This window comes from Streptomyces sp. NPDC107562, assembly GCF_055657325.1.
This window is the reverse complement of record NZ_JBVKBE010000006.1, coordinates 121,034-143,069: the sequence shown is the minus strand read 5'-3', so window position 1 is coordinate 143,069 and position 22,036 is coordinate 121,034. Positions and strand designations below refer to the sequence as shown.

Annotated in this window: 18 protein-coding genes; 7 read left to right on the top strand and 11 right to left on the bottom strand. The window is 72.7% G+C overall.

Going from position 1 to position 22,036, the window contains the following annotated elements:
- Positions 1 to 5 precede the first annotated feature (5 nt).
- Both ACZ7LV_RS19055 and ACZ7LV_RS19050 read left to right on the top strand, forming a co-directional pair.
- Positions 6 to 1,640: an alpha/beta hydrolase gene (locus ACZ7LV_RS19055; protein WP_471940647.1), complete on the top strand. Its 1,635-nt coding sequence runs from the start codon at positions 6 to 8 to the stop codon at positions 1,638 to 1,640.
- Positions 1,641 to 1,757: 117 nt separating this feature from the next.
- Entirely contained in the window at positions 1,758 to 4,142 is a 2,385-nt protein-coding gene (locus tag ACZ7LV_RS19050; protein ID WP_471940645.1) for a phosphoketolase family protein, read from the top strand.
- A 282-nt stretch (positions 4,143 to 4,424) separates the two neighbouring features.
- Here the strand turns inward: ACZ7LV_RS19050 and ACZ7LV_RS19045 are convergent, their stop codons facing one another.
- The 7 genes from ACZ7LV_RS19045 to ACZ7LV_RS19015 all read right to left on the bottom strand — a co-directional run bounded on the left by ACZ7LV_RS19045 (position 4,425) and on the right by ACZ7LV_RS19015 (position 10,331).
- Positions 4,425 to 5,162, bottom strand: coding sequence for a hypothetical protein (locus ACZ7LV_RS19045; RefSeq protein ID WP_471940643.1), 738 nt, complete (start codon positions 5,160 to 5,162; stop codon positions 4,425 to 4,427).
- Positions 5,163 to 5,209: 47 nt separating this feature from the next.
- Positions 5,210 to 6,148 (bottom strand): ABC transporter permease, encoded by a 939-nt coding sequence (locus ACZ7LV_RS19040; RefSeq protein WP_471940642.1) that lies wholly within the window; start codon positions 6,146 to 6,148, stop codon positions 5,210 to 5,212.
- Positions 6,135 to 6,956, bottom strand: a complete 822-nt coding sequence (locus ACZ7LV_RS19035; protein WP_471940640.1) for an ABC transporter ATP-binding protein — start codon at positions 6,954 to 6,956, stop codon at positions 6,135 to 6,137. Before ACZ7LV_RS19035 ends, ACZ7LV_RS19040 begins: the two co-directional genes overlap by 14 nt.
- A 16-nt stretch (positions 6,957 to 6,972) precedes the next feature.
- Positions 6,973 to 8,079 (bottom strand): ABC transporter substrate-binding protein, encoded by a 1,107-nt coding sequence (locus ACZ7LV_RS19030; RefSeq protein WP_471940638.1) that lies wholly within the window; start codon positions 8,077 to 8,079, stop codon positions 6,973 to 6,975.
- Between the two features lie 184 nt (positions 8,080 to 8,263).
- Positions 8,264 to 8,374 (bottom strand): putative leader peptide, encoded by a 111-nt coding sequence (locus ACZ7LV_RS19025; protein WP_401672348.1) that lies wholly within the window; start codon positions 8,372 to 8,374, stop codon positions 8,264 to 8,266.
- Positions 8,375 to 8,500: 126 nt separating this feature from the next.
- Complete coding sequence (locus ACZ7LV_RS19020; RefSeq protein ID WP_471940637.1) at positions 8,501 to 9,745, bottom strand: acyl-CoA dehydrogenase family protein; 1,245 nt, start codon at positions 9,743 to 9,745, stop codon at positions 8,501 to 8,503.
- A 13-nt stretch (positions 9,746 to 9,758) separates the two neighbouring features.
- The gene (locus ACZ7LV_RS19015; protein ID WP_471940636.1) at positions 9,759 to 10,331 is read right to left on the bottom strand and encodes a winged helix-turn-helix domain-containing protein; all 573 of its coding nucleotides are present in this window, start codon (positions 10,329 to 10,331) and stop codon (positions 9,759 to 9,761) included.
- A gap of 590 nt (positions 10,332 to 10,921) precedes the next feature.
- Here ACZ7LV_RS19015 and ACZ7LV_RS19010 point away from each other — a divergent pair.
- The 4 genes from ACZ7LV_RS19010 (at position 10,922) to ACZ7LV_RS18995 (ending at position 16,191) form a co-directional block, all read left to right on the top strand.
- The gene (locus ACZ7LV_RS19010) at positions 10,922 to 12,208 is read left to right on the top strand and encodes a sulfite oxidase (protein WP_471940634.1); all 1,287 of its coding nucleotides are present in this window, start codon (positions 10,922 to 10,924) and stop codon (positions 12,206 to 12,208) included.
- A gap of 74 nt (positions 12,209 to 12,282) precedes the next feature.
- Positions 12,283 to 13,143, top strand: coding sequence for an ABC transporter ATP-binding protein (locus ACZ7LV_RS19005; RefSeq protein ID WP_471940632.1), 861 nt, complete (start codon positions 12,283 to 12,285; stop codon positions 13,141 to 13,143).
- On the top strand, positions 13,140 to 14,120 hold the full coding sequence (locus ACZ7LV_RS19000) for an iron-siderophore ABC transporter substrate-binding protein (RefSeq protein ID WP_471940630.1): 981 nt from the start codon (positions 13,140 to 13,142) through the stop codon (positions 14,118 to 14,120). Before ACZ7LV_RS19005 ends, ACZ7LV_RS19000 begins: the two co-directional genes overlap by 4 nt.
- A gap of 4 nt (positions 14,121 to 14,124) precedes the next feature.
- Positions 14,125 to 16,191: an iron ABC transporter permease gene (locus ACZ7LV_RS18995; protein ID WP_471940628.1), complete on the top strand. Its 2,067-nt coding sequence runs from the start codon at positions 14,125 to 14,127 to the stop codon at positions 16,189 to 16,191.
- An 84-nt stretch (positions 16,192 to 16,275) separates the two neighbouring features.
- Here ACZ7LV_RS18995 and ACZ7LV_RS18990 read toward each other — a convergent pair whose 3' ends face one another.
- On the bottom strand, positions 16,276 to 17,619 hold the full coding sequence (locus ACZ7LV_RS18990) for a lysine N(6)-hydroxylase/L-ornithine N(5)-oxygenase family protein (protein WP_471940627.1): 1,344 nt from the start codon (positions 17,617 to 17,619) through the stop codon (positions 16,276 to 16,278).
- Between the two features lie 120 nt (positions 17,620 to 17,739).
- Between ACZ7LV_RS18990 and ACZ7LV_RS18985 the strand changes: the two genes are divergently transcribed.
- The gene (locus ACZ7LV_RS18985) at positions 17,740 to 18,687 is read left to right on the top strand and encodes a methionyl-tRNA formyltransferase (protein WP_471940985.1); all 948 of its coding nucleotides are present in this window, start codon (positions 17,740 to 17,742) and stop codon (positions 18,685 to 18,687) included.
- Positions 18,688 to 18,733: 46 nt separating this feature from the next.
- Here ACZ7LV_RS18985 and ACZ7LV_RS18980 read toward each other — a convergent pair whose 3' ends face one another.
- From ACZ7LV_RS18980 to ACZ7LV_RS18970, 3 genes are all read right to left on the bottom strand, one after another.
- Positions 18,734 to 19,621, bottom strand: coding sequence for an ABC transporter ATP-binding protein (locus ACZ7LV_RS18980; protein ID WP_471940625.1), 888 nt, complete (start codon positions 19,619 to 19,621; stop codon positions 18,734 to 18,736).
- Between the two features lie 4 nt (positions 19,622 to 19,625).
- Positions 19,626 to 20,735: a FecCD family ABC transporter permease gene (locus ACZ7LV_RS18975; RefSeq protein ID WP_471940623.1), complete on the bottom strand. Its 1,110-nt coding sequence runs from the start codon at positions 20,733 to 20,735 to the stop codon at positions 19,626 to 19,628.
- An 89-nt stretch (positions 20,736 to 20,824) separates the two neighbouring features.
- Positions 20,825 to 21,865: a FecCD family ABC transporter permease gene (locus tag ACZ7LV_RS18970; RefSeq protein ID WP_401671349.1), complete on the bottom strand. Its 1,041-nt coding sequence runs from the start codon at positions 21,863 to 21,865 to the stop codon at positions 20,825 to 20,827.
- Positions 21,866 to 22,036 lie beyond the last annotated feature (171 nt).

Below are 22,036 nucleotides of genomic sequence, written 5' to 3'. Positions count from 1 at the left end.
AACGCATGCACATATCCGCACCCACGGGCCGCCGCCGGGCCTGTGCCGCGGCCGCCGCGGTGGTCATCTGCGCGACGGCGCCGGCCGTTCCGGGCCTCGCCACCGCCGACGCCACCCGGGCCCCCTCGGCGTCCGCCCCGAAGATGGACTGGAGCCCCTGCGTCAAGGGCAGCCCGTACGACTGCGCGACCGCGAAGGTGCCGCTGGACCACGGCGACCCGAAGGGACGCTCCATCGACCTGGCGGTCGTCAAGCGGAAGGCGACCGGCCCGGGGCGGCGTATCGGCACCCTGTTCTTCAACCCGGGAGGCCCCGGCGGTCCCGGCACCGTGCAGATGCCCCAGAACTACGACTTCTTCCCGCGCGAGGTGCGGGAGCGGTTCGACATCGTCAGCTGGGACCCGAGGGGCATCGGCAGCAGCACCGCGGTCAACTGTTTCCCGAGCACCGCGGAGGCCGAGAAGTGGACGACGACCAAGACGACCGGCGTCCCGGTGGGCGCGAAGGAACGCGCCGCCTGGATCACCGCGTACCGGGACCTCGGCGAACGCTGCCGGCAACGTGACCCGGAGCTGCTGCGTCATGTGTCCACCACCGACACCGCCCGCGACCTCGAACTGCTCCGCAAGGCGGTGGGCGACCCGCAGCTCACCTACCTCGGCATCTCCTACGGCACCTATCTGGGCGCCACCTACGCCAACCTCTTCCCCGACACGGTCCGCGCCATGGTCCTGGACAGCAACTGGGACCCACGTGCCTGGACGAACGGCGCCTCCGAGGCCGCGGCCCGGCTCGCCACCATGCTGCGACTGGGATCGGACCGCGGTGCCGCGTCGGTCCTCGACGAGTTCCTCCGCCTGTGCGGGGCCGCCACGAGCGCCCGCTGCCCCTTCTCCGCCGGCAACCCGCAGGAGACACGGGAGAAGTTCGACGCGCTGCTGCGGCGGCTGAAGACGGATCCCGTCGGCGCGTACGGTTACGGCCGCACGGTCGGCGACGCGGTGAGCGGCCTCTACTCCGTCCTGCCGGGCTGGTCGGAACTCGCCGGCAGGCTGCAGGACCTCTGGCAGGGCCGTGTCCCGCGGCAGCCCGCGCTGCCGCCCGCGCCTGCCGTCCCGGACCCGAGTCCGTACCTGGGCGAGGAGCAGGCCGTCGCGGTCATGTGCGGCGACAGCCCCAACCCGCGCGATCCGGGGGCCTATCCGGCCATGGAGGAGGCCAGTGCCGCCAGGGCGGGTGACGCCGGGCGCTACTGGACGTGGGCAACGGTGGCCTGTGCCACCTGGCCGGGCGTCGCGCAGGACAGCTATCGCGGCCCGTGGGACAGACGGACGGCCCACCCCGTCCTGGTCGTCGGCACCACGAACGACCCCGCGACCCCCTTCTCGGGCGCGCAGGCCATGGCCAGGGAACTGGCCGACGCCCGCCTGCTCACCCACGAGGGATACGGGCACACGGCACTGGTCAACCCCAGCGGCTGCGTGCAGGCACACGAGAGCCGCTACCTCGTCGACGGCGCCCTGCCGCCGGAGGGAACGACGTGCCGGCAGGACAGGCCGCCGTTCTCCGCGAACGAACCGCGGGGCGCCGTCTCCGCCGGTGAGGGCGGCGCGGCCGGCATCCTCCTCAGCCGCCCCTGACCCGGCGGCCCGTCAGCGGGTGGCGCGCCGGCGCCGCCGGGGTACCCGTCGCCGGGCGGAGTGGGAGAGAGCACCCGCCCGAACCGTCCGCCTCCGCCCGAACGGGAAGGAACGTCCATGTCCGTCGACACGCGACGCTCGACCGCCGACCTCACCGACGAGGAACTCCAGGCACTGGACGCCCACTGGCGTGCCGCCAACTACCTCTCCGTCGGCCAGATCTACCTGATGGCCAACCCCCTGCTCACCGAGCCGCTGCGCCCGGAGCACATCAAGCCCCGGCTCCTCGGCCACTGGGGGACCTCACCGGGCCTGAACCTGGTGCACACCCACCTCAACCGGGTGATCAAGGCACGGGGGCTCGACGCCCTGTGCGTCTGGGGACCCGGGCACGGCGGGCCCGCCGTCCTCGCCAACAGCTGGCTGGAGGGCTCGTACACCGAGACGTACCCGGACATCACACGGGACGGCGCGGGGATGGCGAGGCTGTTCCGGCAGTTCTCGTTCCCGGGCGGCGTGCCCAGCCATGTCGCCCCGGAGACCCCGGGCTCCATCCACGAGGGCGGGGAACTGGGCTACTCCCTGTCCCACGCCTACGGCGCCGCCCTGGACAACCCCGGTCTCCTGGTGGCCTGTGTCATCGGCGACGGCGAGGCGGAGACCGGACCGCTCGCGGCGTCCTGGCACTCCAACAAGTTCCTCGACCCCGTCCACGACGGTGCCGTGCTGCCGATCCTCCACCTCAACGGATACAAGATCGCCAACCCGGCCGTCCTGGCCCGCCTGCCGGAGGGCGAACTGGACGAGCTGCTGAAGGGCTACGGCCACGACCCCCTCCACGTCACCGGCGACGACCCGCAGGACGTGCACCGGGCCATGGCGGGAGCCATGGACACCGCGCTGGACCGTATCGCCGCCCTCCAGCGCGCCGCCCGCGACGACGGGGCCGGCGAGCGTCCCCGCTGGCCCGTGATCGTGCTGCGCACACCGAAGGGGTGGACGGGACCGGCGGAGGTCGACGGCCTGCCGGTGGAGGGCACCTGGCGCTCCCACCAGGTCCCGCTGGCAGGCGTGCGCACCAACCCCGAGCATCTGGGCGCGCTGGAGGCGTGGCTGCGCTCGTACCGCCCGGAGGAACTCTTCGACGAGCGCGGCGCTCCCCGGCCGCGGGTCCTCGACTGCGTCCCGGCGGGCCCGCGCCGGCTCGGCGCCACCCCGCACGCCAACGGTGGCCTCCTGCTGCGCGAACTGCCCCTGCCGCCACTGGAGCGGTACGCCGTCCCGGTCGACAAGCCCGGCGCGACCGTGCACGAACCCACCCGCGTGCTGGGCGGGTTCCTCGAACACGTCATGCGGGAGAGCGCGGACCGACGCGACTTCCGCCTCGTGGGTCCCGACGAGACCGCCTCGAACCGCCTGGACGCCGTCTACGCCGCGAGCGGGAAGGCGTGGCAGGCGGCGACGCTGGACGTGGACGAAGACCTCGACCGCCACGGCCGGGTGATGGAGATCCTGTCCGAACACACCTGCCAGGGCTGGCTGGAGGGCTACCTGCTCACCGGCCGTCACGGGCTGTTCTCCTGCTACGAGGCCTTCGCGCACATCGTCGACTCGATGGTCAACCAGCACATCAAATGGCTGCGCGTGACCCGCCGTCTGCCCTGGCGCGCACCCATCGCCTCCCTCAACTACCTCCTCACCTCCCATGTGTGGCGGCAGGACCACAACGGCTTCTCCCACCAGGACCCCGGCTTCGTCGACCACATCCTCAACAAGAGCCCCGAGGCCGTACGGGTCTACCTGCCGCCGGACGCCAACACCCTGCTCTCCGTGGCGGACCACGCACTGCGCAGCCGTGACTACGTGAACGTGATCGTCGCGGGCAAGCAGCCCTGTTACGACTGGCTGTCCATGGACGAGGCCCGGGTGCACTGCGCCCGCGGCGCAGGCATCTGGGACTGGGCCGGCACCGAGGACGGCGACCGGGAGCCCGGCGTTGTGCTGGCCTGCGCGGGCGACGTCCCCACCCAGGAGGTGCTGGCCGCCGCCCAGCTGCTGCGCCGCCATCTGCCCCGGCTCGCCGTCCGCGTCGTGAACGTCGTCGACATCGCGCGCCTGCTGCCCCGCGACGAACACCCGCACGGCATGAACGACTTCGAGTACGACGGCCTGTTCACCCGGGACAAGCCGGTCGTCTTCGCCTACCACGGCTACCCGTGGCTGATCCACCGCCTGGCCTACCGGCGCAACGGACACGCGAACCTGCATGTGCGGGGCTACAAGGAGATCGGCACCACCACCACGCCGTTCGATATGGTCGTCCGCAACGACCTCGACCGGTACCGCCTGGTGATGGACGTCGTCGACCGCGTTCCCGGCCTCGGGGTGCGCGCGGCCGCCGTGCGCCAGCGCATGGAGGACGCCCGGCTGCGGCACCACGACTGGATCCGCCTCCACGGCACCGACCTGCCGGAGGTGGCGGACTGGTCCTGGGACGGCTGAGGGGACTTCAGTAGGGCAGCGTGCGCCCCGACGGCGTTCTCAGGTCGAGACCCGAGGGGCGGCGCGGCGGCCGTGGACGCTTCTCCTCCTGGATACGCTTCATGACCGTCGCCTCCTCGGGGGTTTTGCGGGTCGCCGTCCTGCGCTCCGCGTGCAGCTGAACCTTGTCCTCGGCCGGCGGCCGGCCCTGGACGAGCGACCCGATCACCGTTACGCCGGACCATTCCCCTCGCTCGGCGGCCCCAACCCCAACAACTCCCTCGGCACCGGCCGTTCCGCTCGTCAGCCGACCGGGTCGCCCGGCGCGACGGCGTGCGTCTCCAGTGCAGGGGCCGCCAGCAGGTCGGCGATCAGTTCGGTGGAGCCGCCGACGTAGGTGCTCACCAGATCCACGTCACCGCCGACGCACCAGGCGCGGTCCCGCGGCCACCACAGGTCGGGCAGTTCGGCGAACTCGTCCGCTTCGGCGGGGGACACGGCGTCGGCGAGCGCGCCGGTGAGCAGGACCTCGTCACGGCCGGGGGTCGCGAAGACGGGGAACCGGTCGAAGTCCAGGCGCCCGTAGCCGTGCCAGAGCCCGAACCGGCACTCCTCCGGTGTCCGGGTGTGCCGTTCCAGTACCGGGATCAGGGCCTCGGCGACGGGGAGCGGCGTCGGGCCCTCCGCCGGATGTTCGTCCCAGACGCCGGGCAGGCCGTACTCGGCGGCGTTCTGGTACAGGTCGTCCATCCCGACCAGTTCGTGCCAGCGGGCCGTCGGCGTGACCGTACGTCCGTGCGCGGCGGCCACCGTCTCCCAGCGCACCGGCCGCTCGTCCAGGCCCGCCGGGTGCAGCACCCGGACGTAGGCGGGGAACCCGGGCCCCGTCACGCCGGTCACGGTGCCGAGGCCGCCGGGCGCACCGAAGCCGGCCGAGCGTGCGGTGAGCCAGTCGGCCGGGGTGAGGTCGGCGGTCCGCACCCGCAGGCGCCCGTACTGCTCCGGAGCGGGATCCCGGGGGACCGGGCGGTGGTCGTTCACACCGCACAGTCTCACCGACCGAGCGCACGGGCGGCCGCCCGGCCCCCTCAGCGGGTGACCAGGAGGCCGCGGTCGCGCAGCACCCGCCGCTCCAGCGGGCTGAAGAGCAGCAGGTCGATGGCGACACCGACGATCAGGATGAGCAGGATGGCGAGGAAGACCATGGACATGGAGCTGGTGTTGCGGCCGTTCTCCAGCAACTGGCCGAGTCCCACGCCCAGGTCGGGGGAGGAGGCGATGATCTCGGCGGCCATCAGGGACCGCCAGGCGAACGCCCAGCCCTGCTTGAGGCCGGCGAGGTAGCCGGGCAGCGCGGCCGGCATCACGATGAGCCGGGCCTCGCGCAGCCCCGTCGCGCCCAGTGTCCGTCCGGCGCGCAGGAACAGCGGGGGAATCTGGTCGATCCCCGCGACCAGGCCGTTGGCGATGGAGGGGACCGCGCCGAGCAGGATCACGGCGTACATCATCGAGTCGTTCAGTCCGAGCCAGATCACCGCCGGCGGCACCCAGGCCACCGACGGCAGCGATTGCAGTCCGGACAGGATGGGGCCGACGGCCGCCCGCACGAACCGCACGCGGGCGACCAGCAGTCCGAGCGGGGTGCCGATGGCGAGCGCCATCAGGAAGCCGAGCAGACCGCGCGAGACGCTGGTCCAGATGTAGTCGAGCAGCGTGCCCTGGAGCCAGGCGTCGCGTACCTCGCCCCACACGTCGGAGGGCGAGGCCAGCTTGTAGTCGGGGGCGACCTCGGCCCACACCAGCAACTGCCAGACCACCAGCACCAGTACGACGGCGGTGACGGGAGGCAGCACCTTGCGTAGGAGGGTCTCCCGCAGCGGAGTGCGGCCGACCTGCACCGAGTCCAGCGCGTCGAGCCCGGCCTCCAGTCCCGCCAGGTCGTGCGGGTCCCGCGGCGCCCCGGCGGTCCGGGGGCCGTCCTCGCGGACGTCGGGCTCGGTGCCCACGACGTGGTCAGTGCCGGCCATGGCGGCGGATCTCCTCACGCAGTTCGTCGGTGATCTCGGCGGACAGTTCGGCGACCGCGGCGTCCTCGATGCGGCGGGGCTGCGGAACGCCGACCGTCCATTCCCGCGCGATCCGTCCCGGGCGGGAGGACAGGAGCACGACGCGCTGTGCCAGCCGCACCGCCTCACGCACGTTGTGCGTCACGAACAGCACGGAGACCCCCGTCTCGTGCCAGACGCGGGTCAGCTCGTCGTGCAGCACGTCCCGGGTGATCGCGTCCAGTGCGGCGAACGGTTCGTCCATCAGCAGCAGCCGCGAGTCCTGGGCCAGCGCGCGCGCCAGAGCGACGCGCTGGCGCATGCCGCCGGACAGTTCGTGCACCCGCTTGCGGAACGCGCCCGGCAGCCGGACGACCTCCAGCAGCCGCTCCGCCTCGGCGCGGCGCTGCGGGGCCGCGACCCCGCGCAGTTTCAGCGCGAGTTCGATGTTCTTCCCGGCCGTCAGCCACGGGAACAGCGCGTGTTCCTGGAACATGAGGGCGGGCCGGCCGTCCGTGCCGATCGAGCCGGCGGACGGCAGGTCGAGCCCCGCGACCAGGTTGAGCAGCGTCGACTTGCCGCAGCCGGAGGCCCCCAGGAGGGTGACGAACTCACCCGGGGCGACATCGAGGGTGATGTCGTCGAGGACGAGCTGCCGCCCGCCGGGCGTGCCCGGCGCGGGAAAGGACTTCGAGACGTGCTCGACACGCGCGGCGTACGTCGTGCGCGAGGCGTCCTCGGCGGCCTTGGCGAGCGTGGTGGCCATGGTCGTCACCTCCTGGGAACTCATCGGATCGGGTCGGTCGTCACCTGACGCCGAGACCGGCGTCGTCGACCTCGTCCTTGCCCTCGGCCTTGAGCACCTCGTTGAGCGGCGCGAGGTCGTATATGCCCTTCAGCTGGGGCTCCTCCAGCAGGCCCGCCTTGACGGCGTGCTCCGCCTGGGCGTCGAGGGTGGCGGCGAGCGGGTCGTCGAGGAAGGTGATGGACTTCCACGCCGGGTCGATGACCTCGGCGGGCAGTTCCTTGCCCGACAGCTCCTTGAGCGCCGCGTTGGCGGAGGCCTTCGCGTCCTCGGGATGGGCGTTGATCCACTCGTTGGTCTTCACGGAACCGCGCAGCACGGCCTCGACGACGTCGGGGTGCTCCTTCAGGAACTTCTGCGACACGATGATGTTCGTGATCACGAACTTCTTGTCGGGCCACAGGTCGGACTCGTCGAGCAGCACCTTCGCGCCCTCGGCGACCAGCTTGGACGCGGTCGGCTCGGGCACCCAGGCGCCGTCCACGGAGCCGGACTTGTAGGCGTCGGGGGTGATCTTGTTGTCCGTGCGGACCACGGAGACGTCGCCGCTGCCGCTCTGCGCGTCGACCTTCCAGCCCTTCTCCGCGATCCAGTTGAGGAACGCGACGTCCTGGGTGTTGCCGAGCTGCGGTGTGGCGATCTTCTTGCCCTTGAGGTCGTCGAGGGACTTGATCTTGTCCGGGTCGACGACGAGCTTCACGCCTCCGGAGGCGGAACCGCTGATGATGCGCAGGTTCTTGCCGCCCGACTTGGTGTAGCCGTTGATGGAGGGGGAGGGGCCGATCCAGCCGATGTCTATGGAGCCGGAGTTCAGCGCCTCGATCTCGGAGGGGCCGGCGTTGAAGGTCGAGGCCTTGATCCGGGTGCCGCCGAGTTCCTTCTGGATCAGGCCTTCCTCGACCCCCACCAGGGCGGTGGCGTGGGTGAGGTTGGGGAAGTAGCCGATCCGTACCTCGTCGGCGGACAGCTTCTCGGCGTCCGCCGCGACCTCCGTCCGCTTGCCGTCGTCGGTGGACTCGGCGCCGTAGCCGCAGGCGGTCAGCAGGAGGGGGAGCGCCGCCACGGCGGCGAGGGTGCGCAGGGTGGTGAACGGTCTTGCGGCAGACACGGAGGTGTCCTTTCGAGGAAAGGGCTGATCGAGGAGGTGCGGGGGGTGTGGGGTGAGCGCGGCGCGGGAGCGCGCGACGACCCGACGCATGGCGGCCGTTCGGGGCGAAAGCACCGGCGGGCGGAGGCGGGCGACGACGGGCGCGTGGGGCGCTGCCGGCCCGGGGACGTCCGTGCGGACGGCCTCAGACGGGCCGACAGATGGCGCTGGAGGTGCGGCCGAGATCGATGTGTCGGCGCGAGGTCAGCAGGGGGAGCAACCGGCCGGCACGGTCGCATCGGTCGTACGCGCGCATGGCCACCCCCCGGGATCCCTAGTTTTCCTACCTGACTGCTAGGGATCGTGGCAGAAAGTCGCGCCCTCCCCAAGAGTGCGATCGGATGTTGGACATGGCCATCTCGCATTCCGAGATGACCCGCGATCAGGCCGGCAGGGTGAAGTGCGGGTGGGTGCCGTCGAGGAAGTAGTCCCCGACCTCGCGCAGCCGGTGGGCGCCGGGTTCGTACAGGGTGTGGGTACGGACGTTGCGCCAGAACCGGTCGAGGCCCAGCCGTGCCGAGACCGCGCGGGCGCCGACGACGTCGAGGGCGCGGGTGGTGCACTCCCGCGCGGCCGTCACGGCGGCCGCCTCGGCCATCGCCGCCAGGACGGAGATCTCCGCGTACGCGTCGTAGGCGAGGTCCTCGCCGCGCGCCAGCCCGTCGTCCAGGGCCGCCACGGCCTGGTCGGTGAGCGCGGAGGCGGAGCGCGTGAGGACCGTGAGTTCGCCGAAGGTGGTGAGCGCCTGCGGGTCGTGGGGGGTGCCGGCGGGCCGGGCGTACTGCCAGGGGGGAGCGGTCCTGCTGTACTCACGGACTTCGGCGAGCACTCCCTGCGCCGTCCCGAGCAGCAACTGGACGGAGACGAGGCGCCCCGCCGGGGATGCCAGCGCGGCCGCGGGCGAGAGGTCGTCCTCGTCCGCCGAGAGCGAGCCGAGCACGTCCTCGGCCGCGACCGGTACGGAGTCGAACTCCACGCTGCCGCCGCCCGCGAGCCGCTGCCCGAAGGTGTCCGCGTCGGCGTCGATCCGCACCCCCCGGCGGCCGGGATCCACGACGACGGCGACCGGCTCGCCGGTGCCGGCCCGTACGGCCCGCACCACGAGCCGGTCGGCTATGGCGACGCCCGTGACGAAGCTCTGCCGACCGTCGAGCACCGATCCGTGGGCCGTCCTGGCCAGCGTGGGACAGGGGTCCCGGGGGGCCAGCCCGCCGCCCCAGCACCACTGCCGCGCCGCGGACCGCCGCTCGATCCGCGCGGCGAGGGCCGGGTCCGCGAAGAACCGGGCGCTCCACGACAGGAAGTAGTGACAGCCGAGCAGTTGGGCGATCGCGCCGTCCGCCGCGGCGATCTCCCGGACGACGGCGTAGGCCGTGGTCCAGTCCGCGCCGCCTCCCGCGGACCCGGCCGGAGCCAGGAGGGTCAGCAGGCCCGACTCCCGTAGCCGGGACACCTCGTCGAAGGGCGTCTTGCCCGCCTGCTCCCTCGCCACCGCGTCGGTGGCCAGGTCGTCGGCCGCCTCGCGGGCCACGCGCAGCCAGTGCGCGCGTCCGGGCCCGTTCGGTTCGGATGCGGACGCGGGTTCCGAGGGCAACGCGAATCCCGGCGGCGCGGTGGCAACGCCCATGGCGGTCGACTCCTCAGAACCGGTCGCAGGAGGGGGAGCGGAGGCCGTCCTGCCGGCCGGGCACGTACTTGTAGCCCACGCGCCGTACGGTGACGATCCGGTGGCGGTGCGCCTCACCGAGCTTGCGGCGCAGGCGGGCGATGTGGACGTCCACGGTGCGGCCGTCGCCGATGTGGTCGTAGCCCCACACGGCGGCCACCAGCCGGTCGCGCGCGTGCACCTGGTGGGGATGGCGGACGAGATGCGCGAGCAGGGCGAACTCCAGGTACGTCAGGTCGAGTTCGCGGCCGTCCAGCTCGGCGAGGTGGCGCTCCGGGTCGATCCGGACGACGTCGTCCCCGGTGCCCCGGGCGGGCGACGGGCCCGGAGCGGGGACCGGCAGGATCGCGGGCCGCGGCCTGTCCTTGACGAACAGCTCGGCGGGGTCGGTGCCTTCGGGCACGAGCACCAGGTAGCCGACGAGCGGCGGGGAAGGGGGTGCCCCGGCGCCACCGCGCGCCGTGGGGTCGCCCACCAGGCGCAGTCTCCGTGCGTCGGGGTGGGCGGGATCGTGCGGGCCGGCCTGGGCCGGGAGTGCCGTGGTCATGGCGGTCGTCCCTCGGTAAGTGTGCGGCGCCGTCAGGTGCGGCGGGTCGGAGCCCGGGCCGTCCGGCCGGCTGGGGGAAGGGGGCGGAGAGGCGCGGGCGAAGGTGGGGGCCGCGTGCCTTACGCGCGACAGCAGGCGGCGCTGACGACGTGACCGAAGTCGACATGCCGACGGCGAACGAGTCGCTGCTGTGTACGGGACATGTACCGCATCCTGCGCGCCCCCGCGGTGCCGCGTCAATACTTTCCTAGTAATTCGATAGGGAAAGTGGGGAACGGGTTCCGGCGCGCCGCGCGGCCGCCGGGCAGAGGCTTGACGAGGAGCGGGAGCTGCTGCTCAATTGGGGCGCATGCATCACGAGCCGTTTCTGGTCTCGCGCGCCCACATCGACTTCGGCCGCGTGTGGTCCGCGGCGTGTCGCGCCTGACCCGGCTTCGGCCCCCGGCCGGCCTTCCCCGCGGTGCCCCTCTCGCGGGCCGGGTTCTCCCTCACTCGCACTGACACGCTGTCACTTCGCGGTACGGCGACGGCGTCCCGGACGCCGTCCCCGCCCGCCACCCCCGAGTTCCGCACGACGACGAGGAGCCGCCATGACCGCATCCGCCACGCCGTCACCCCGCCCCGCCGGCCGCACCGGCGAAACCGCCTACGACCGGCACAGGCTGCGCCAGTGGCTCGCCGGTGACGCCCGGGCGGACGGGGTCAGCAGACGCCGTCTGCTCAGCCTGCTCGCCGCCACCGCCGCCGCGACGGCGCTCCCGGCGCCCGGCCCGGCCCGCGCCGCCACATCGATCGTCAAGCCGCTGCCGCCCGAGTGGTTCATCCCGCGCGGCACCAACGCCGAGACCCGCTGGGAGGCCCTGCGCGGCACCGGCCACCACACCCCCAACGAACTGTTCTTCGTGCGCAACCACACCGCCACCCCCGTCCTGGAGGTGCGCGACTGGCGGCTGCGGCTGTGGGGCAGCGGGCTGCGGGGCGCACCCGGCGAGGACGGAGCGGTGGAGTTCGGGTACGACGACCTGCGGGCCCTGCCCGCCGTCACCCGTACCGCGTTCGTCGAGTGCGCCGGGAACGGCCGTTCCCACTACGCGACCCAGCAGGGCGAGACGGTCACCGGTACCGCCTGGACACTGGGCGCGATCGGTGTCGCCCGCTGGCGTGGGGTGCCGCTGGGCCATGTGCTGCGCAGGGCCGGGCTCTCCTCCCGCGCCGTGGACGTCCAGCCCCGTGGCCTGGACGCCGAGTACGTCAGCGGGGGCGAGAACCTCGGCCGGGTGCGCCGTCCGCTGCCGCTGGCCAAGGCGCTCGACGACGTCCTGCTGGCGTACGAGATGAACGGCGAGCCGTTGCCGTACGACCACGGGTATCCGGTGCGGGTGCTGGTGCCCTCGTGGGTGGGGATCTCGTCGGTCAAATGGGTGGGCGACATCGAGGTGTCCGCGCAGCCGCTCCTCTCGCCCTGGAACACCACGTTCTACCGGCTGTTCGGACCCGCCCACCCCGCGCAGGGCAGCGCGCCGCTGACCCGGCAGACGGTCAAGAGCGCCTTCGAGCTGGCGAGCGGCGCCACCTTCGCGGTGGGGGAGGAGCAGGTGCTGCGCGGCCGCTCCTGGTCGGGCGCGGGCGCCGTCGCGCGGGTCGACGTCAGCACCGACGGCGGGACGAGCTGGCGGCGGGCCCGGCTGCACGACCGTTGCCGGGCCGACACCTGGACGCGCTGGTCGGTGGCCTGGACGCCCGAGCGGGCGGGCGCCACGCAGTTGCTGGCCCGCGCCACCGACACCCACGGCCGCCGCCAGCCCGACGTCGCCGTGCCCAACACGCAGGGCTATCTCTTCGACGCGGTGGTGCGTCATCCGGTCACGGTCGTCTGATCTGGCGGATCTTCGTCTTGCGCGACGGTCACCCCTGCTTCAAAGCGAGCTTAGGTTAGGCTAACCTTTGCAACGTGCGAGCTGCTGAAGAGACCTCCGGGACCGTGCGTCCACGCGGTCATGAGCTGTCGGCCACGGACGTCACCGTGGCCTACGACGGCGTCGACGTCGTCCACGGTGCCGCCCTGCGGCTGCGGCCGGGCGAGGTGACCGTGCTGGTCGGGCCCAACGGCAGCGGCAAGTCGACGCTGCTGCGCACCCTCGCGCGGCTGCAACGCCCGAGGACCGCCGCTCTCGTCATCGACGGCGAGACCGACGGGCTCGCGCTGACCCCCGTCGAGTTCTCGCGCCGCGTCGCCCTGCTGACACAGGGACGGCCCACGCCCAGCGGTCTGACCGTCCGTGACGTCGTCGAGTTCGGCCGCTACCCCTACCGGGGCCGCTGGGGCCGGGGCGACGCGGACGGCCGGGCGGCGGTGGACCGCGCGCTCGCCCTCACCGGCGTCGCGGAACTCGCCGACCGGGGCGCGGAGCACCTCTCCGGCGGCCAGCTCCAGCGCGTCTGGCTCGCCGGCTGCCTGGCCCAGGAGACCGGCGTCCTGCTCCTCGACGAGCCCACCACCTATCTGGACCTGCGCTACCAGATCGAACTCCTCGACCTCGTCCGCGACCTGGCGGACGAACACGGGATCGCGGTCGGCGCCGTCCTGCACGACCTCGACCAGGCCGCGGCCGTGGCCAACCGGATCGTGCTGCTCCACGAGGGCCGGATCATCGCCGACGGCCTGCCCGAGGACGTCCTGACGGCACAGCGACTCACCGACACGTACGGCATCCGTATCGAGGTCGACACCGACCCCCTCACCGGCCGGCTGCGCACCCGCGCCATCGGCCGACACCACACGCGAAGCGAAAGGCTCAGCACCACCTCATGAGACGCCTCCTGCTGACCGCGGCGGTCACCACCGCCGCGGCGCTCACCATGACCGCCTGCGGAACCACCGAGCCCGCCGCCGACGACGCCGCGAAGAAGAGCGGCGAGCGCATCACCCTCACCGACGCCAACGGCGCGAAGGTGGAACTCGACGGTCCGGCCAAGAAGGTCGTCGGCACCGAGTGGAACGTGGTCGAGAACCTGATATCGCTGGGCGTCGACCCCGTCGGCGTGGCCGACGTCAAGGGCTACAAGACCTGGGACACCGCGGTCGCGCTGAAGAACGAGCCCAAGGACATCGGCACGCGCGGCGAGCCGAGCATGGACACCATCGCCTCGCTCTCCCCGGACCTCATCGTCGCCACCACCGACCTGCCGCCGGCCGCCGTGAAGCAGCTGCGCGAGGTCGCCCCGGTCCTGGAGCTCCGCTCCGCCGACGGGTCCGACCCGATCGGGCAGATGACGGAGAACCTGGACCTCATCGCACAGGCCACCGGCACCACCGCGAAGGCGGACGAGCTCAAGGAGCAGTTCGACGCGAAGCTCGCCGAGGGCAGGAAGGCCCTCGCCGACGCCGGACTCGCGGGCGCCGACTACGCCTTCGCCGACGGGTACGTCGTCTCCAACCAGGTCTCGATCCGCCCGTACACCGGCGGTTCGCTCATCGGCGCGGTCAACGAGAAGATCGGTCTGAAGAACGCCTGGAAGGTCGAGGGCGACAAGGACTACGGGCTCGCCTCGACGGACGTCGAGGGCCTCACCGCACTCGGTGACGTGCAGTTCGCCTACATCGGCAGCGAGGGCGACAAGAACAGCACCCCGTTCGCCGGCGCGCTGGCCAAGGACAAGGTGTGGACCTCGCTGCCGTTCGTGAAGAAGGGCGACGTGCACCGGCTGCCCGACGGCATCTGGATGTTCGGCGGCCCCGAGTCGATGGGGCAGTACGTCGACGCGGTCGTCGAGGCCCTGGCGAAGTAACACCGTGGCCGTCACCGCAACCGCTCCCACCACCCGCCCGACGCCCGCCACGTCCCGGAGCGGCGCCGCCGCGGTGACGGCCACGCTGGTCCTGCTGGTCGTCGTGCTCGCGCTGGTGGACATCACGCAGGGCACGGCCGCGGTCGGCGCGCCCGAGGTGTGGAAGGCGCTCACCGGCCGGGCCGACCCGGGCGACTCGTCCGTCGTCATCGCCTCGCGGCTGCCCCGGATGACCGCCGGACTCGTCGTCGGGGTGCTGCTCGGGACGGCGGGCGCCGCCCTCCAGGCCGTCAGCCGCAACGTCCTCGCGTCCCCCGACACGCTCGCCGTCAACGCGGGCTCCTACCTGGCGCTCGGGGTGGCCGCCGTCACGGGCGTCTCGCTGCCGCTGTTCGCCTCCACCGGGGTCGCGTTCGCCGGTGGCCTCGCCGCCGCGGCCGTCGTCCTCGGGCTGTCCGGTCCAGGCACGGGAACCGTCCGGCTCGTGCTGGCCGGCAGCGCCCTCATGCTCGGCCTCACCGCCGTCACCGAGGGGCTGCTCCTGCTGTTCCCGCAGCAGACCGAGGGCCTCTACCGGTGGAACCAGGGCAGCATCGCCCAGAACGGCTTCGACGGCGTGCTCCAGACGGCGCCCGTCGGCGTCGCCGGTCTCGTCGGGTTGCTGCTCGTGGCCCGTCGGGTCGACGCCCTGGCGCTCGGCGACGACGCCGCGCGCGGTCTGGGCGTGCGGGTCCGCACCACCCGGGTCACCGTCGTCGTGTTCACGGCGCTGCTCTCCACCGCCGCCGTCACGCTCGCCGGGCCGATCGGCTTCGTGGGCCTGTGCGCCCCCGCGCTCGTCCGCCCCCTCGCCCGCAGGTTCCGTGGGTTCCACCGCTCCCGCGCGGCCCTGCCGCTCGCGGGGCTCGTCGGCGCGCTGCTGGTGCTCTGCTCGGACGTGCTGCTGCGCGCCGTCGTACCGGCGGACCTCGCGGTCGCCGTGCCGACCGGCGTCGTGACCAGCCTGGTCGGCGCCGTGTTCCTGGTGGTGATGGCCACCCGGGTCCGCGACGGGGCGGCCGCCGCCGCGCCCGACCGGCTGCGCATCAGGAGCCGGGCCGTCTTCGTCACCACCACGGCCGTGCTCGTGGCCGTTCTCGTCGGTGTGGCGATCGCCGCCGTGCTGCTCGGCGACAGCAAGCTGCTGCTGGGCGACGTCGTCAACTGGGCCCAGGGCAGGGCCGGCCGGACCGTGAGCTTCGTCCTCGACACCCGGGTGCCCCGGGTCGCCGCCGCGCTGCTCGCGGGCGCGGCGCTGGCCCTGGCGGGGACCCTCGTGCAGTCCGTGACCCGCAACCCGCTGGCCGAGCCGGGGGTCCTCGGAGTCTCCGGCGGCGCGGCGCTCGGTGCGGTGCTCCTCGTGACGACCGTGCCCGTGGCCGGGTCGTGGGCCGTGGCGGGCGCCGCGTTCGCGGGCGCGGCCGTCAGCTCGGTCCTCGTCTTCGGGCTCGCGGCCCGGGGCGGGTTCCAGCAGAACCGGCTCGTCCTCGTCGGGTTCGGCGTCGCGACCGGGGCGAGTGCCCTGATCAGCATGCTCATCATCCTCACCGACCCGTTCAACGCGACCAAGGCGCTCACCTGGCTGTCGGGCTCCACCTACGGCCGGACACTGCCCGACGTGGTGCCGCTCGCTCTGGTGCTGGCCGTCGGTACGGCGGTGGCGGTGACGCGGCGTACGGAACTCGACCTGGTGTCGCTCGACGAGGACACGCCGCGGCTCCTCGGACTCGACGTCGCTCGGGGGCGCCTGGGCTTCCTCGTGGTGAGCGTCCTGCTGAGCGCCACCGCGGTGGCCGCCGCGGGCACCATCGGCTTCGTGGGCCTCGTCGCGCCGCACGCGGCCCGCGCCCTGGTGGGCCGGCAGCACGTGCGGGTGGTGCCGGTCGCCATGCTCCTCGGCGCCGTCCTGGTCTGCACCGCCGATCTGATCGGCAGGACCGTGATCGCACCGGCCCAGCTCGGCGCCGGACTGATGACCGCGGTGATCGGGACGCCGTACTTCCTCCATCTCCTCGTGCGCAGCCGCCGGTAGCGTCACGGCCGCCCGGCGCCGACGGGCCGCGGGTGGGCGGGACGGCAGCCGTCCCGCCCACCCGCGGCCCCTGCGCGTGCGGACCTAGCCCGGCACGCGGTCCGCGCTCATGGTGTCCGCGCCGTGGCGGGCCAGCAGGGAGGTGAGGATCTCCCCGGCCCGGACGGCGGTGGTGGACAGCAGGGTGGAGGTGAGGCCGTGGGTGTGCTCGGTGCCGCCCTGGAGGTAGATGCCGGCGGTGACGTTCGGCGTGGTCACCACGCGGTGGTCGCGGCCGACCTCGAGGGTGTCCTCCTCGTCGCGCACGCACAGCTTGGCCAGTTCGCCGAGGTTGTCGCCGATGCCCCGCGGCTGGTAGCCCGTCGCGTACACGAGTACGTCCGAGGAGACGACCTCCCGTTCGCCGGTCGGCAGGAACTCCACCGTCACCCTGACGTCGTCCGCGCCGGCCTCCACCTCGCGGATGCGGGAGACGTTCATCATCCGCAGCCGCTGCCTGCCCTGGACCTTCTCCTGATACATCGTCCGGGACAGGGCCTCGATCAACTCCATGTCCACCACCGAGTAGTTGGTGCTGCGGTGGTACTCGAACAGCGACTGCTTCACCTCGCGCGGCGCGCCGTAGTACAGGTCGACGGCCTCGGGGTCGAAGATCCGGTTGGCGAACGGGCTGTCGTCGGCCGGGGTGTAGCCGTACTTGGCGAACACGGAGCAGATCTCGGCGTCGGGGAACGTGCGGTGGAGGTAGTCCACGGCCTCGGCGGCGCTCTGCCCGGCCCCGAGCACGACGGCACGGCGCACGGGCGTCGCGGAAGCCACGATCCGCTCCACCCGGGTCAGCAACTCGCTGTTGTGCCACACCCGTCCGGACCGCTCGGCGCCGGGCGGCAGATGCGGCTCCAGGCCGGTGGCCACGCAGACGTTGCGCGCCCGACGGACCGTCAGCCGCTCCGGGGCGGCCGGGTCACGGGTGGTGACGTCGAACCAGCGGACCTCGCCGTCCTCGGTGACGGGCTGTACGGAGACGACCTCCGCGCCGTACTCGACCAGCGACGCGACCCGGCTCGCCGCCCACTCGAAGTAGTCGTGGAACTCGATGCGCAGCGGGAAGAGCGTCTTCTGGTTGAGGAAGTCGACCAGCCTGCCGCGCTCCCGCAGGTAGCACAGGAAGCTGAAGTCACTGGTGGGATCGCGCATCGTGACCAGGTCCTTGAGGAAGGACACCTGCATGGTCGCGTCGTCGATGAGCATGCCGCGATGCCAGCCGAACCGAGGTTGCTTCTCGAGGAACAGCGCCCGGATCCCGCCCCCACGGTCCGACGTCGCGCCGTGCTCCTGCAGCGCGATCGCCAGTGCGAGGTTGGACGGTCCGAAGCCGATGCCCAGAAGGTCGTGGACGTCATCCGGCTCGCTCTGCAGTGTCGTCACCGCTTCATCGCCTCCCATGAAGGGGGGACGCGGCGTTCCCAAAGTTGGAACACTGCCTCCCCCAAGCAGGCACATGCTAGATAAGGTTAGCCTTACCTAGCAATGCCTGAGGAGGCCTATATGCGGGTCGTCATGTTCGGCTATCAGACGTGGGGGCACCGGACGCTGCGGGCTCTGCTCGCCTCCGACCACGAGGTGGTCCTCGTCGTCACCCACCCCAAGAGCGACCACGCGTACGAGAGGATCTGGAGCGACTCGGTCGCGGACCTCGCCGAACAGCACGGTGTGCCCGTGCTGTTGCGCAACCGGCCGGGCGACGACGAGCTCCTGCGCGCGCTCAAGGAGGCCGAGCCGGACATCATCGTGGCCAACAACTGGCGCACCTGGCTGCCCCCGGAGATCTTCGAGCTGCCGCCGCACGGCACGCTCAACGTCCATGACTCGCTGCTGCCTTCCTACGCCGGCTTCTCCCCGCTGATCTGGGCGCTCATCAACGGTGAGAAGCAGGTCGGCGTCACCGCGCACCGCATGGACGCCGAACTCGACATGGGCGACATCCTGCTCCAGCGCGCGGTGCCGGTCGGCGCCACCGACACCGCCACCGACCTGTTCCACCGCACGGTCGACCTGATCGGTCCGATCGTGACCGACGCCCTGGACCTCATCGCCGCCGGCAAGGCGGTGTGGACGCCGCAGGACCGCTCGCGCTCCAGCTTCTTCCACAAGCGGTCCCTGGAGGACAGCCGGATCGACTGGACCTGGCCGGCCGAGGACCTGGAGCGGTTCGTGCGGGCGCAGTCGGACCCGTACCCGAACGCCTTCACCCACCACCGCGGCGAACGGATCAGGATCGTCTCGGCCGCCGTCTCCGAGGGCCGCTACGGAGGCACGCCGGGCCGGATCTTCATCCGTGAGGGCGACGGGGTGGTCGTCGTCGCCGGCGCCGCGGCGCGGACCGGGCGGCTGCCCGGTCTGGTCGTCAGGCGGGTGCGCACCGCGGACGGCACCGAGCACGCGGCCACCGACTACTTCCGCACCATGGGCGGCTATCTGACGCCCCGTCCCTAGCGTGACCCTCGGCGCGGGCCGGTGAGCCGGCCGGTCCGCACCCAGGTCAGCCGGCCGCGACCGGAGCCGTGTCCGCGGCGCCCGCGGTGCCCCCGCCCGCGTCCGCGCCCTCGTGGTGGCGGCCCATCGGGATGACCATCGGCGTCCCGCTGACGGGGTCCTCGCCGACCACGCAGCGCAGCCCGAAGACCTCCTGCACCGTCGCGGCCGTGACGACGTCGGCGGGCGCCCCCTCGCGCACGACCCGGCCCGCCTTCATCGCGACGACGTGATCGGCGTACCGGCAGGCCTGGTTGAGGTCGTGCAGCACCATCACGACCGTGCGGCCCTGATGCCGGTTCAGGTCGGTGACGAGGTCGAGGACGTCGATCTGGTGCGCGAGGTCCAGATACGTCGTCGGCTCGTCCAGCAGCATCACCGGGGTGCCCTGCGCGACCGCCATGGCGATCCAGGCCCGCTGCCGCTGACCGCCCGACAGCGCGTCGACGGGCCGGTGCGCGAGGTCCGTCATCGCGGTGGCCCGCAGCGCGTCGTGCACGGCCTCCTCGTCGGCGGCCGACCACTGCCGCCACCACGTCTGGTGCGGTGAACGTCCGCGCCCCACCAGGTCGATGACCGTCAGCCCCTCCGGCGCCACCGGCGTCTGCGGCAGGATGCCGAGCCGCTGCGCCAGGGCGCGGGTGGGTATCGAGTGCACCGAGCGTCCGTCGAGGTGGACGGCGCCGGCCTTCGGGGTCAGCAGCCGGGCCAGCGCCCGCAGCAGGGTCGACTTGCCGCACGCGTTCGCGCCGACGATCGCCGTGATCCGGCCGGGCGGGATCACCACGTCGAGGTCGTCGACGACGACCCGGTCGTCGTACGCCAGGCGCAGGCCCTCGGCGCGCAGGTCGGGCCCCTCGGCGGGACCTTCGTACACCTCGTGCTTCGATGACACGTCTTCAGCCTCCTGAACCGGCGCGGTTGGCGCGGACGAGCAGCCACAGCAGTACGGGGGCGCCCAGGACACCCGTGACGATCCCGACCGGGAGCTCCGTGTCCGGGATCAGCTTCCGGGCGATCAGGTCGGACACGAGCACCATCACGGCGCCGGTCAGCCCGGCGGCCACGGGCGGCGGGACGGAGGTGCCGGCCAGGCGCTGGGCGACCTGGGGCGCGGCGAGCGCCACGAACGCGACCGGACCGGCGGTCGCCGTGCCGAAGGCCACCAGGCCGACGGAGATGAGCAGCACGGCCACCCGCACGGTCTGGACGCGGGTGCCCAGGCCCCGGGCGACGTCGTCGCCCAGTTGCAGGATCCGCATTTGCCGGCCGAGCAACAGGGCAGCCGGCACCAGGACGGCCATCGTCACGGCGAGCGGGCCGATCTGGTCCCAGGTGCGGCCGTTGAGGTTGCCGACCAGCCAGCCGAGCGACGCCTGCGCCTGGAACCGGCTGCCGTGCGCCATGAGGTAGTCGGTGGCGCTGGTGCAGATCCAGGCGATCCCGACGCCGACGAGGACGATCCGGTAGCCGGTGGTGCCGCGGCTCCAGGCCAGGACGTAGACCAGCAGCGCGGCCGTCAACGCGCCGATCAGGCCGAGGACCTGGGTACCCGCGCCGCCGTCCCAGCCGAGGACGATGCCGGCGACCACCGCCGCGCCGGCGCCCTGGGTGACGCCCATCATGTCGGGGCTGGCGAGCGGGTTGAGCGTCATGGTCTGCAGCAGGGCGCCCGAGATGCCGAACGCGATGCCGACCAGCAGGCCCGCCAGGGCGCGCGGCAGGCGCAGTTCATGGACGATCAAGTGGGTCCCCGGATCGCCCCCGCCGAACAGGGCCCGCATCACGTCGGGGAGCGGAAGGGCGATGTCGCCGACCGCGGTCTCCACGCAGAACGCGAGGAAGGCGCAGCCGGCGAGGACCAGGCAAACGGCCACCAGCCGGGGCCGCAGCACTCCGGAGACGGGCGGGACACCGAGCCGGAACGGGAGGCGGCCGGGAGAGCGGGGGACGGCGACCCGGTCCGCCACATCCCCTCGTCCGGCTCCGGGCACGAGTTCGGTCGTCATGCGCTCACACCTTCGTGCGGGGGTTCGGCGGGGGCCTGCCCGGCGTGCCGGAGCGGTGCGGCCCAGGGACTTGGCGGCGACGCCATGGCTCACAGCTCCGCGAGGCGCCGGCGGCGGACCAGGGCGATGAAGAACGGGCCGCCGATGAAGGCGACCAGGATGCCGGCCTGGATCTCGACCGGGCGGGCGATCAGCCGACCGGTGATGTCCGCCGCCAGCAGCAGACAGGGGGCGAGCACCGCCGAAAGGGGCAGCAGCCAGCGGTGGTCCGGGCCGATGCCGGCGTACTGGGTCAGGACGCGCGCGATGTGCGGCACGACCAGGCCGACGAAGACGACCGGGCCGATCACGGCGACCGCCCCGCCGGTGAGCAGCGTGACGGCCACCACCCCGCACACGCGGACCGTGCCCAGCTTGAGCCCCAGCGACTTGGCGACGTCGTCGCCGAGGGCGAGGCTGTTGAGCGCGGGGGCGCAGGCGAGGGCCAGGACGCCGCCGACCACGAGGAACGGCAGGACGCGCAGCAGGACTTCGTCGTTCTGGTCGGCGAGCGAGCCCGCGGACCAGAAGCGGTAGCGGTTGAGGGCGTCCGGATCGGTCAGCGCCACCGCGCTGGTCAGGGAGAACAGCAGGGACGTCACGGCCACGCCGGCCAGGGCCAGTTTGACCGGCGTGGATCCCGACCGCCCCAGTCCGCCCAGGAGGTAGACCAGCACGCTGGCCACCAGCGCGCCGGCGAAGGCGAACCAGATGTAGCCGTGGACCGTCCCGATCCCCAGGACGCCGACGGACACCACGACGGCGAAGGCGGCGCCCGCGCTGACGCCCAGGATCCCGGGGTCGGCCAGCGGGTTGCGGGTGAGGGCCTGCATCAGGGCTCCCGACAGGCCGAGCGCCGCGCCGGTGGCGAGGCCGAGGGCGGTGCGGGGGAGACGTACGGACCAGATCACGTTCTCGATGCGGGAGTTGGGCGCGTCGCCGGTGAGCGTGTCCCAGACCTGGTCGAGGGGTACGGCGAGCGCGCCGTACGCCATGGAGAGGGCGCACAGCGCGAGGAGCGCCACGCCACAGAGCGCGAGCAGTGCAACTGCGCGGGGGCCTTTCGCCGCCCGGACCGCTGAGGTCCCCACGTGAACTTCCTTTGATGAGGCTTGCCTTAGCCAAGCGTAGGACGAGACGGCCCGGCATCCCACCCCTGGGCGATCCAGGTGCTGACCCTGTGAATAAGGTAACCCTTACCTTAGTATGTCGCCGACCCCCGGCCCAGGGCCGGGACAGACCCGCTGGGGAGGCACGCTGCT